Origin of the sequence: Paraburkholderia sp. RL18-085-BIA-A, from assembly GCF_046027075.1 — a bacterium.
Classification (GTDB): Bacteria; Pseudomonadota; Gammaproteobacteria; order Burkholderiales; family Burkholderiaceae; genus Paraburkholderia.
In genome coordinates, this window is sequence record NZ_JARESU010000194.1 from 1 (window position 1) to 12,181 (window position 12,181).

The 12,181-nt window shown below is 64.1% G+C and carries 7 protein-coding genes and 2 pseudogenes; 3 read left to right on the top strand and 6 right to left on the bottom strand.

From position 1 onward, the window contains the following. Positions 1-177: 177 nt before the first annotated feature. Together P0D89_RS47450 and P0D89_RS47455 are read right to left on the bottom strand one after the other, a co-directional pair. Entirely contained in the window at positions 178-1,368 is a 1,191-nt protein-coding gene (locus tag P0D89_RS47450; protein WP_408366617.1) for a porin, read from the bottom strand. 451 nt (positions 1,369-1,819) lie between these two features. Next, complete coding sequence (locus P0D89_RS47455; RefSeq protein WP_408366619.1) at positions 1,820-3,136, bottom strand: YhjD/YihY/BrkB family envelope integrity protein; 1,317 nt, start codon at positions 3,134-3,136, stop codon at positions 1,820-1,822. A 294-nt stretch (positions 3,137-3,430) separates the two neighbouring features. Here P0D89_RS47455 and P0D89_RS47460 point away from each other — a divergent pair, with 294 nt between their 5' ends. Both P0D89_RS47460 and P0D89_RS47465 read left to right on the top strand, forming a co-directional pair. Continuing rightward, complete coding sequence (locus P0D89_RS47460; protein WP_408366629.1) at positions 3,431-3,970, top strand: YbaK/EbsC family protein; 540 nt, start codon at positions 3,431-3,433, stop codon at positions 3,968-3,970. A 226-nt stretch (positions 3,971-4,196) separates the two neighbouring features. Further along, positions 4,197-5,746 (top strand): annotated as a pseudogene (locus P0D89_RS47465) (methyl-accepting chemotaxis protein). 80 nt (positions 5,747-5,826) lie between these two features. Here the strand turns inward: P0D89_RS47465 and P0D89_RS47470 are convergent. From P0D89_RS47470 to P0D89_RS47485, 4 genes are all read right to left on the bottom strand, one after another. After that, on the bottom strand, positions 5,827-7,314 hold the full coding sequence (locus tag P0D89_RS47470; protein ID WP_408366621.1) for a SulP family inorganic anion transporter: 1,488 nt from the start codon (positions 7,312-7,314) through the stop codon (positions 5,827-5,829). 180 nt (positions 7,315-7,494) lie between these two features. Further along, positions 7,495-8,085 (bottom strand): BPSL1445 family SYLF domain-containing lipoprotein, encoded by a 591-nt coding sequence (locus P0D89_RS47475; protein ID WP_408366623.1) that lies wholly within the window; start codon positions 8,083-8,085, stop codon positions 7,495-7,497. A gap of 253 nt (positions 8,086-8,338) precedes the next feature. Beyond that, positions 8,339-9,721, bottom strand: coding sequence for an FAD-binding oxidoreductase (locus P0D89_RS47480; RefSeq protein ID WP_408366625.1), 1,383 nt, complete (start codon positions 9,719-9,721; stop codon positions 8,339-8,341). A 377-nt stretch (positions 9,722-10,098) separates the two neighbouring features. Then, positions 10,099-10,860 carry a 3-oxoacyl-ACP reductase gene (locus tag P0D89_RS47485; protein WP_408366627.1) on the bottom strand — a complete coding sequence of 254 codons (762 nt, stop codon included), beginning with the start codon at positions 10,858-10,860 and terminating at the stop codon, positions 10,099-10,101. A 799-nt stretch (positions 10,861-11,659) separates the two neighbouring features. On the opposite strand from P0D89_RS47485, the pseudogene P0D89_RS47490 reads away from it, so the two are divergent. After that, positions 11,660-12,181 (top strand): annotated as a pseudogene (locus tag P0D89_RS47490) (hypothetical protein); the annotation flags it as partial.

Sequence of the window (12,181 nt, forward strand, 5' to 3'; positions counted from 1 at the left end):
CTTCCGGCCCCCCCCCCCATACCCGGCTTCGGTCGCCGCCCCCCCCCTTTTCTTTTGCCGCAGCCGCCGGCCACACCCGCCACGCGACAGAACCTCGATGCGAAAAAAAACCAGCCATCGGCATCGCCTCTGGCTGGCTTTTTACTATGACGCTTTCAGCTACGTAGCAAGTCCCGATCAGAACTTGTGACGGATACCGAGGCTGACCATGACCTGGTTGCTGGTGCTCGCCTGGTTGCCATACGAACCGATCGAAGCCGTGGCCGACTCGAGGCCACCGTTCACTCCCGGTACACGCTGTTCGCCGCTTGCGTGCTGATATGCGCCAACGAGGTACAAGTCGGTGCGCTTCGAGAGCGAGTAGTCACCGCCCAGCGACACCTGGTTATACGACGCGGATGAGTCGCCATGCCCCTTCGTGTAGGCGTAGCCAATACCCACCAGCGCTGCCGGCGTGACCTGATAGCCCAAATAGGCGCGGCCTACTTCGTACTTCTGGGTCTGACCGAAGGTCGAACTTCCGTCATGGTAGTACTGCGCGTTGCTGTAGCTCAGGTTACCCGTAAACGGGCCGGTAACATACTGAACAGACACCGAAGCGATGCCGATTCTCGACGCAGTAGCGTAGGCGGCGTTGATGCCTGCTGAGGTGGGGAAGGAGGAGTCAAACATGCCATCCGACGTGCTGCTCCATCCCGTGCGGATGGGGGCCGTCGTGTGGTTGTTGCTCATCGAGACATAGCCAGCAGCGACGCTGAACGGACCCGTTGCATACGTTCCCGCAGCACCCCACGTTTGGCCCGAACCCGTTTGACCTGCGACACCGCCCAGTGCGTACAAGCCCTCGACCTGGAAGCCGCCGAACACCGGCGAAACGTACTTGAGAGCGTTGTTCGTGCGCGAACTGTTGTCGTTGTTGTCCACGTCGCCCGGCGTTGCGAACGTGCTACCGAAGAAGTTGTCGCCGGTCAGCGGCTGAACCATGTCGACGAGCGGGTCATACTGACGACCAGCAGTGAACGTGCCGTAGGAATCGTGAGACAAGCCAACGTAGGCCTGGCGACCGAACAGCAGGCTGGTGCCGTTATAGCTGCCCATCTTGCCGTTGTTCACGTTAAACCCGTTTTCCAATTGGAAAATGGCCTTCAGACCGCCGCCCAGATCTTCCGAGCCCTTCAGGCCGAAGCGGCTGCCTTGCAGGTTGCCGCTGAAAAGTTGAACGACGTGCCCGCCAACAGGCGTGGCATTGTTCACGTATTGGACCGATTCATCGATCAGGCCATACAGGGTGACGCTGCTTTGAGCATGTGCCACGCCGGTGGCGCCCAGAAGCGCCAGCGAGAGGGTAGACAGTGCGATTCGTTTCATCCATTTCTCCACGCAGATGATTAGTCGTTGTTGCGGAAAGGAGAATAGCTCCGTTCGTCTCCCGGTAAGAACAGGAAAAAAAAGAGTGTCGCCAAAAACTGACAAACCCCGCAAAGCCTTGTATTTAAAGCGGGTTATGGATTATTTCTGTTTGCGCAATAGTTATTCGTGAACTAAGCATTATTGTTGTTTTGTTGTCAGTGGCAGGCGGGTTGATGACAGTTTTGGTCCTTATTTGAAAGAAAAGTGTAATAAAGTGGTCTAATAATCTGGACCATTCCGCAGAGAATCGATGAAACGCGGCAATGACGGTCTCCTGGTAACCGGCTAGACAGAAGCGATACGTTGTGACCAGTGTAGTAGGCGCAACCAGGTAGGTGGATGGGTGTAACCATCTGCCGGCAGGGTCCAGGCTTCGGTTGCCCCAGTTCGCGGCGGCGGTTAGCGGTCGCTAGCGCTCACCGGTGCGGTCCTCGGCCTCGGCGCGATCGTCGCTATTGCGGCGCGCCGCCGTGGCAGCGGCTAGGCCCGCCACTGCGGCAAGCATCACCGAGGTCCACGGGTTCCGCCTGACATAGCGGTCGGCGGCCGCGGCCTGGCGGCGTGTTTCGACCAGCGCGAGCGCTGCGAGGCGAGTAGCCTGCGCTTCGGCTTCCACGACGCCACGCGCAACCCTGAAGGCGGTCGAGCGTGCGGAAGCCTGGTTCCGCGCTTGCGCCCGGAATGTCCCCGTCGCGCGCGTCGAGGCGGAAGGCGCACTGGTCACGGGCGTGTCCGCAGCGTGATCGGCGGCACGCGGTTGCGCATACCCCGGGACCGTCGACGCCGCCAGCACCGACGCAAGCTTCGCGCGGCTGCCCGGCGGGCAGCCGTCCTGCATGCCCCAGCCGCCGCGCGGATCGTGCAGACGTCCGCGAGCCGCCGAAAATTCCGCGCCGAGCAGCAGCACGGCGGCCGAGAAGTACAGCCACATCAGCAGCACCGCGAGCGAGCCCGCCGCGCCGAACGAAGTCGCCATGCCCGCGTGCGCCAGATATAGAGCGAACAGTTTCTTGCCCGCCGAAAACAGCAACGCCGCGACGATCCCGCCAACCAGCGCATCGCGCCAGCGCACCGTGGCGTCCGGCAGGAACTTGAGCAGGCCGGCAAAGGCGAACGCCAGCACCAGCAGACCGACCCCGAGTTGCAGCAGATTGCCGATCACCACGTAGGGCGAGTCGCCCCACAGCCAGTTGCCGACAAAGGTGATGACCGTATCGAGCACCAGCGAGACGATCAGCAGAAAGGCGACGCCCAGCACGAGTCCGAACGAGATCAGGCGCACCCGCACCAGCGCGATCACGCTCGAGGTGCGCGGCCCGGTGTAAGGCCACACCTGATTGAGCGCGGTATTGAGCGACGAGAACGTGGCCGACGCGCCGATTGCCAGCGCCGAGAACGAAATGATCGCCGCGATGCCGCCGGCGCTGCCATTGTGGTGCGCGTTCTCGACGATGGTCTGCACGCCCGCCGCGGCCTGGTCGCCGAGCAGTCCGTTGATGTGGTGGTACAACTCGCCGCGCGCGGCGGCGGCGCCGAAGAACCAGCCGGCCACCGCGATCACCATGACCAGGGTCGGCGCGAGCGAGAACGCCGCATAGAAGGCGATGCTGGCGGCCATGGCGGCGCAGCGGTCGTCGGCGAACTGCTTGAACGCGCCGATCGCCCAGTTGGCCTGCTTGCGGGCCGCATGCTGGAGGTTATCCGCGGAAAGGCTGTCGATGTCCATGGTCGTGTTTCTCAATGGAGTGCTGGCGTGGGATACGCCCTATACGAGCCGTTGAGGTGGCCCCGACGCAGAGTTCGCATCAAGCCTTTCGCAAACCTTGTGCCTGTGACTATACAAGCTCACCGCGTAAGCTAACTGCGTAGGCCAGCCACGCGAATCAGCCAGGCAAACGAATGCCACGGCAAGCGCCCGCCGGATCTGGCCGATGCCGCGTGGCCACCGCCACGCACCACAGCCACCGTCCGCGAAGTGTGCCGTTAGAATGCCGAGGGATCCTCACACACCTTGCTCACTATGCACTCGCACGAACTCATACAGCAGCTGGACGTCATTGCGGCGGAACAATTGGGCGCGCACTTGCCTGCACATGTCGTCGAGCAGTTGCCGGCTCAGGGCGTGACGGTTTTTGCCGTCACCGACGACGCGTCGGACACCGCCGCATTCAGCGCGCGCTATGGCTTCGGTCTGGAAGATTGCGCGAACACCATCGTGGTCCGCTATAAGAAGGAGGGCGCCGAGCATTACGCGGCGCTGGTCTCGCTGGGCTCGCGGCGGCTCGACGTCAACGGCGCGGTGAAGGCCGCGCTGGGCGCGCAGCGGCTCTCCTTTGCCAGGCGGGAACAGGCGGTGGAGCACAGCGGCATGGAGTTCGGCGGCATCACCGCGTTCGGTTTGCCGGCCGACTGGCGCGTCCTCGTCGACGCCGCGGTGCTGGAGCGTGCGCAGATCGTGATGGGCGCGGGCGTGCGCGCGGCCAAGCTGCTGCTCGCGCCCGACGTGCTGCGGCAATGGCCGCGCTGCGAAATCGCATCGCTGACGCTGCCGCCGGAGTAGCGCGCGGCGCATGCCCGGCGCGTTTTCCGCGCCAATAGCCGGACTGATCCGGGGCGCCGCCGCGCACGCAAAGGGGATGGTCATACCATCGCCGCAGGCCGTCGCGCCCAGGCATCGACGAACAAACCTGAAGTTTTCCCCCGTTCCGCCGTTAATCCGCAGATCGAGATAACCGTCGCGGCGTGCGTTCGAGCGGCGTGCCGACGATAAGTACAGGGATACGGAGATGGAACGGTTTCGCCTGAAAGTGCGGCTTTGGCTCGCACTGGCTGTGATGTGCATGGGCATTCTGGCGATCGGCCTATGGGGCGCCTTCAAAACACGCGACACGATGATCGCCGACCGGCAAGCGGAACTGAAGAGCGTGATCAGCGTCGCGTATAGCGTGCTGGATCGTTATAACGCGCTCGCCGCGGCCGGCACGATGCCGCTCGCCGACGCGCAACGCGCGGCGATGGACGACCTGCGCGCGATGCGCTACGACGGCGCCGGCGGCTACCTCGTGCTGGAGGACAGCCACGCCCGCGTGCTGATGCACGGCACGCGCTCCGACCTCGTCGGCAAGGACATGACGGGCGTCACCGATCCGGACGGCCGTCATGTGTTCAAGGAAGGTTCGGAGCAAACCCAGCGCGACGGCGAAGCGTTCGTGCATCTGCAATTCCCGAAGCCGGGCTCCAGCGAGCTCGCGCCGAAGATCAACTATATGCGGCTCTACAAGCCGTGGGACTGGACCATCGTCACCGGCGTCTACATCGACGACATCGACAGCGCGTTTTACACCGCGCTCGCGCAGTACGCGGGCGCGTCGCTGATTCTGAGCTTGCTGGTGTCACTCGTGATCGGCGTGATATTGCGCAGCATCCTGCGCCAACTCGGCGGCGAGCCGGCCTACGCGGCGCAGATCGCGTCGCGCATCGCCGACGGCGAGCTCGACGTGGTCGTCGCAACGAAAGCGGGCGACCAAACCAGTCTGCTCGCCGCGATGCAGCGCATGCAGCATCGCCTCGCGCAAGCGATCACGCAGATTCGCGGCGGCGCGACGCTGATCGCGACGGTGTCCAACGAGATCGCCGCCGGCAACGCGGACCTGTCGCGTCGCACCGAACAGCAGGCGAGCGCGCTCGGCGAAACGGCGTCGAGCATGGAGCAGATCACCGCGACCGTGAAGCAGAACGCCGACAACGCGAAGCAGGCCAGCCAGCTGGCGCACAACGCATCGGAGACGGCGGCGAAGTGGTCGGTCAGGTGGTCGAGACGATGCGTGGCATCTCGCAATCCTCGCATCGGATCGGCGACATCATCGGCGTGATCGAAGGGATTGCGTTTCAGACCAACATCCTGGCGTTGAACGCGGCGGTCGAGGCGGCGCGCGCCGGCGAGGAAGGACGTGGCTTCGCGGTGGTGGCGGGCGAAGTGCGCACGCTCGCGCAACGCAGCGCGGCGGCCGCGAAGGAGATCAAGGCGCTGATCGAAGAGTCGGCGGCACAGATCGCGGACGGTTCGCAATACGTCGGCCGCGCCGGCGAAACCATGCAGGAAGTCGTGCTGGCGGTGCGCCGCGTGACCGACATCATGGGCGAAATCAGCGCGGCTTCGGTGGAGCAAAGCTCGGGCATCGAGCAGGTCAACATCGCGGTGGCGAGCATGGATCAGACGACACAGCAGAACGCGGCGCTGGTGGAAGAAGCCAGTGCTTCGGCCGACGTGCTGAAGGCGCAGACCGGTCAGCTCTCCGCCGCGATTGCCGTGTTCACGTTGCCGGAGCAGCGCTGAACCGCGAGCCGATCACGCGACGGCGAAGAAGCTCTCGAGGATGTCCATCACGCGCCATAGCGAGCATGGTCGCCGGCCCATCACGCCAACCCGATTCCCGCGCGGCTGAGCAGGCGCTGATTGCGCTCCGACAGATTCTTCATGCGCAGTTGCTTGCCGGCTTTGCGATAGCGCTCGACCAGTCCCTGCAACGCCGCCAGCGCCGAATGGTCCGCGAGCAGCAGGTGGCTGCAATCGACCGTGACGCGCTGCGGATCTTCAAGCGGATCGAACAGCTCGTGAAAGCGGGTAGTGGAAGCGAAGAAGAGCGTGCCGCGCGGCACGTAGGTTTTGTCGCCGGCGCGGTCTTCGACATGCGCGTGAATTTCACGCGCATGCTGCCACGCGAAATTGAGCGCGGCGATCACGATGCCGCACATCACGGCGATGGCCAGATCGGAGAACACGGTGATGATGGTGACCGCGACGATCACCAGCGCGTCGTTGCGCGGCACCTTGCCGAGCACGCGTAGCGAGCCCCATGCGAAGGTCTGCTGCGCCACCACGAACATCACGCCGACTAGCGCCGCGAGCGGAATCCGCTCGATCAGCGGCGACAGGAACAGGATGTACATCAGGATCATCACGCCGCTGACGATGCCTGACAGCCGCGACCGGCCGCCCGAATTCAGATTGATCATGGTCTGGCCGATCATCCCGCAGCCGCCCATTCCGCCGAACAGTCCCGAGGCGATATTCGCCGCGCCCAGCGCGAGGCATTCGCGATTCGGCTGACCGCGCGTTTCCGTGATCTCGTCGGTCAGATTGAAGGTGAGCAGCGTTTCGAGCAGCCCTACGACCGCCATCAGCACCGCGTAGGGCAACACCACGTGCAGCGTGTCGAGGGTCAGCGGCACGGCCGGCAGCTGCAGCGCGGGCAAGCCGCCCGCGATGTGCGCCATGTCGCCGAGCGTGCGCGTGGGCAGACGCAGCAGTTGCGTGAAGAGGCCCACGCCGACGATCGCCACCAGCGCGGGCGGCGCGGCGCGGGTGAGCCGCGGCAGCGCGTAGACGATCGCCATGGTCAGCGCGACGAGGCCGCACATCAACGTCAGTGCGCCGCCGTGCAGCCATTGTTCTCCTTGCGGCGTGCTCTGCCTGAAGTGCGCGAGCTGCGCGGTGGCGATGACGATCGCGAGGCCGTTGACGAAGCCGAGCATCACGGGATGCGGAACCATGCGGATCAGCTTGCCCAGGCGCAACGCCCCGAACAGCACCATCAGGATGCCGCTGAGGATCACCGTGGCGAGCAGATATTGCGCGCCGTGCTGCACGACTAGCGCCACGATGACCACCGCCATCGATCCGGCGGCTCCGGAAATCATGCCGGGGCGTCCGCCGAACAGGGCCGTGACGGTGCAGATGAAGAACGCGCCGTACAGACCCATCAACGGATTGAGGTGGGCGACCAGTGCGAAGGCGATGCATTCGGGCACCAATGCGAACGACGAGGTCAGGCCTGCGAGCACGTTGCTTTTGATGCCGGCCAGTCTGGCGAGCCGGTCGTGAGTGGGACTAGCGGTGTTCATCTTCGGCGAAATGGGAAGTGGGGAGCGCGTGGGGCAAGCGGCGGATGTCGCCCTGCGCGGAGATGCTTGCACCGGCCCGGGCTGAAACGGTGGCCGGAGAATCGCACGTGGTTCGCCGTCACGCACGCCGCCGTGGTGGCGGCGGCGTGACGGCGAACGCGCGGGTTCTTCAGATGACTTTCAGATGATCAGACGCGAAACCTTGGTCCCTTCGAGCGACACGCCAGCCATCAGGCCGCCGTTCGTCAGCACGAATGCTTCAACGGGGCTCGTCGCGGTGGACGTGTCGACCGCGCCGTTCGCGCCGACCTTCAGCACGGCGACGGTGGCATCCGCGCCGGCCGCCCATCCCTGGCTGTGGAGGAATTCGTCCAGTGCTTCCTGCGTCATGAACAGGAACACGAGGGCCTTGGACTGCGCGCCGATCTGCAAACCGAACGAGCCGGCTACGGTACTGTAGTAGCCGGTGGTCTGGCCGTTCACGCGTAGCGCTCCTTCGCCGTACTGGGCGCCGATCCAGAAGCCCGCCGAGATCACCGACGGGAACACGAGGACGCCGCGCGCCTTCGCGACCAGTTCGCGCGAGCCGTTGACGTTTTCGTACAGGCGCGAAAGCGTCGAGTCGACGCCTGCGTTGATCGTGTCGCGCTTGCCGGCGTTGGCCGCGGGCGACGCGCTGGAAGACGGCGAAGTCGTCGTGCAACCGGCGAGGCCGAGGCCTACAGTAGCCAAAGCGGCGCTGCCGGTGAGGATGAACTGTCGTCTGCGCATGATGGTTTTTCCTTTTAAGCTATCGAGGTGGCGGGAATGTGCATGAGTTCGAGTCTTTCTATCCGCTCCCGTTCACATTCGGGCCGTCATGCCGGGATGTCGGCAGGCCCGTATGGCGATTACCAGCTAGCAGATAGCATGCCCGAGCCCGCCGCCTGCGCAGCGGCGGCGGGCTTTGCGCGATATTAGCGGGGAATCGCACGGCACCGCCGTGTGATTCCCCATTGAACTGACCTAAGACACCTGACGCAACCTAGGCCGCTGGACGAATGTTCTGGTTGCAACGAAAAAGATTGTGCGGATCGTAGCGGCTTTTTACCGCGACGAGCCGTTCGTAGTTCGGCCCGTATGCATCGGCGACGCGGCCGCCTTCTTCCTGCGTCATGAAGTTCACGTAGACACTGCCGAGCGCGAACGGCGCGGCCGCATCGAAGAACGCGCGCGACCACGCGACGCAGCGCTCGTCGTCGCCGGCATCGTCCCAGCGCCCATGCACGTTCATCGCGTACTGCGTGTCGCGGCTCGAATAGGCGGTGGCCGCGACCGGCACGCGTTGCGTTTGGGCGCCGATCTGCCCGAAGAAAATCTCGCATTGGGGCGACGGCAGATTGCCGATCGCCTGGAGCAGCGCGTCGATCAGGCCGTCGTCGATGCCGGCGAGATTGTGCGACTTCCAGTAATTGCGCGCGCCTGGCGTGAGCAGCGGATCAAACGCCTGTTGCCACGCCACGTAAGGCATCGGGCCGAGATGTTCGCCGAGCGCCGTCCCATAGCCACGCACCGGTTCCACCACGGACGGCCCCTTTTCAAGCGGGCCGCAATAGCACATCGCGAAGATGAGCACCGCCTTGCCGTGCACTTCGGGCGGCAGGAACGGCAGCGGCGGCGCGAGCCGCGCAACCGCCCAGACGGCGAGTTCGTCAGGGCGTTCGTCGGCGCGGTATTTGATCAGCGCGTCCTTCGCCTGTTCGATCGGCAGGACGACGAGGCCGCCGTAGACGAGCGGACCGACCGGGTGCAACTGGAACTCGAATAGCGTGACGACGCCGAAATTGCCGCCGCCGCCGCGAATCGCCCAGAACAGATCTTCGTGGGAATCGGCGCTGACGTGCAGCAACTCGCCGTCGGCGGTGACGATGTCCGCTGACAGCAGATTGTCGACTGTCATGCCGTACTTGCGGCTGAGCCAGCCGAAGCCGCCGCCGAGCGTCAAGCCCGCGACGCCCGTGGTCGAGTTGATGCCGAGCGGCGTAGCAAGGCCGAACGCCTGCGCTTCGTGATCGAAATCGTGGAGCGTCGCGCCTGGCTCGACGTATGCGCGCTGCGCCGCCGGGTCGATACGCACGGATTTCATCGACGATAGATCGAGCACGAGACCGTCATCGCACAGCGCGCTGCCGCCGATGTTGTGACCGCCGCCGCGAATCGCCAGCGGCAGTCCGTTGTCGCGTGCGAACGCGACGCCGCGGCGCACGTCGGCGGCGCCCGCGCAACGAAGGATCATCGCCGGATGCCGATCGATCATCGCGTTCCAGATGCTGCGCGCCTGCTCGAAGCTCGCGTCGCCGGACTGCAGCAGCTGGCCCCGGATCGTGGATTTCAAGTCGTCGATTGCGCTGCTGGAAACATTGACCATGGCTTACCTCGTCGGAGAGTGGAGGGCGTTCTCAGAACACTGTTCGGCTAAGAAAAACAAATTGAAAGCGTATTGAGAGGTTGGTGTGCGTCCAGTAAACGGGGCTGCCCCGCCAAGTCAAACAAAGGTTTACCCGCGCTCGCCCCTGCGTTCGCGCAAGCGCTGGCGCGACAAGCGTCAGCGGGCAGCCGCGGCTGCGATGACACGCGCCGGGGCCGTGGATGGTGGAAACACTTCGGGAAAAATTCGCGCGGCGAAGTGTTGGGTTGCGCCGCGCTGATGGGTGCGCGGCGACACTTTGCGCGGGCCCGTAGGTTGGTGCCGCCCAACGCGCGGGCCCATGCACGGGGCAATGTGCAGGTCAATGCGCGGGGTGTTCAGCCCTTCACGAGACCGCCGTCGACGATCAGATTCTGGCCCGTGACCGCGCGCGCCCAGGGGGACAGGAAGAACAACACGGCGTCGGCGAATTCCTCGGGCGTCGTGACGCGGCGCATCGGTGTTGAACTGGCGATCAGGTCGAACACGAAATCCGGCGTCGCCGCGCTTGCGTCGGTGGTGCGCAGCAGACCGCCCGACACCATGTTGACCGTGATGCCGTCGGGGCCGAGATCGTGCGCGGCGGTACGCGTCAGTGACAACAGCGCCGCCTTGGCCGCCGTGTAGTCGTGATAGGGGACCACGGGGTTCTGAAACAGATTGGTGCCCACGTTGACGATGCGGCCGAACCCTCGCGCGCGCATGCCCGGCGCGGCTGCTTGCAACGTATTGAGTGCGCCCTTGAGCGAGCCGTCGAGTTGCTGCCGGAAACGCGCCCAGTCGATGGAGTCGATCGGCGGCCGCGCGTCGCCGTCGAACTGGAAGTCGGCCAGCGCGTTGTTCACGACCGATGCGATGGGCTGGCCGGTTTGCGTCTGCGCTGCTGCGAACAGACGCGCGACGGCGGCGCGGTCGGTGACGTCTGCCTGGAGCGGTAGTACGCGCTCGCCGAGTTCTTCTTTCAGCGCGAGCGCCAGGGATTCACTCCTGTTGTAGTTCACAACCACGCTCGCGCCTTCGCGCACCAATGCGCGCGTGATCGCCGCGCCGAGTCCGCGGGCGCCGCCCGTCACCAGCACCCATTGTTCGGAAAGAAGCATCTGTGTTCCTGTTGTCGATGAAGTTGCGATGTTTCTATTGTCGCCTGATTCGCGTTTTGCCTGCTGTGTGGGGCAACGCACAAAGTTTGGAATTGCGCCTGGGTGATGGCGTGTCGGAGTGTTGATGACTTCAAGTGAGGCTCTCGTGGGTGTCGAGCGGCGAGTGGTTGGCGTGTCGTCGAATCGATGCCGGGTGCGGTGGAAAAGTGAGTCCCTCGGAAACTGTCTGTTTGATTGCGCTCACTCGACTTCGACAGTTGCGCGCTTGTGTGCGGAGTAACACTTAAAAAGAGCGGCCGGCTACGTCATTACCCTGAGTTTTTGAAAAAAGCCGCGTTCGGATGTGTTGCCGGTCATTTGATTTATACGATGACGTGGCCGGAAAATCCGAATAGATAATAGTTCGGACTGCGTAAGTAAATATAAAAATTTCCGCATGTTTGATGTCTTCGTCAAATGGCGATTCTTGACAATTCGGCGATGCGTCCGGGGAGCGGATGATCCGCGATATCGCATTGCGTGGTCTAACGCACGGTCATCGCATGGCGCTGCGCATAACTTCAACGTCCATCAGGCCTTGCTGTGCCGTTCTAACGACGAGGTTCGCGCGCAGCCAGTTGTTTCTCTCGGATCACGCCAAATCGGACCGGGATTTTCCGCGAGAGAGAAGCCATGTGCGAGGCGTTTTTGCATCGCCTGAGGCAGCGCCGACTGGGCTTTGAGTTTTCGTTTTAACGGTGAACAGAGATTCGCTCGTTATCCGGTCCGGTCACTCTAGATGAATAGTTAGGAGAATGAAATGAAAAAGCAAAACGGGGATGCGCGGACGCTGGGGACGCGCAAAGCGGTATTGGCCGTCGCGGTGAGTCTGTATGCGGCGATGGCGGGCGCTCAAACGAATCCGGCGCCGTCCGCCGCGCCGTCGGCGAGTTCCACGCTGGTGCTTGCGCAGGCATCGTCGGGTGGCTGCACGGCGGCCGGCGGGCCTGGTTGCAAGACGCAAAACGATAGTTTGTTTGCGAATGGCCGCGGCGGACTCGCCGCGGCAAGTGTGGGAGCGACGTCGAGTGCGGGTTCGCAAGGCGGCAATGGCACTGGGACCTCGTCGGCGGGGTCGGGGAGCAATGGCGGGGTGACCAACTCCGGCTCGGGTGGGCCTGGGTCGGGGGGCACGGGTAGCGATGGGGGCAATGGAAGCGGGAAGGGCGGTGGGTCCGGCGATGGCGGGCCGGGGACGGGAGGCGACGGCGGTAGCGGTGGTAGCGGTGGTGATGGTGGCGATGGTGGTGGTCATGGCCATGGTCATGGGCACGGCCATGGC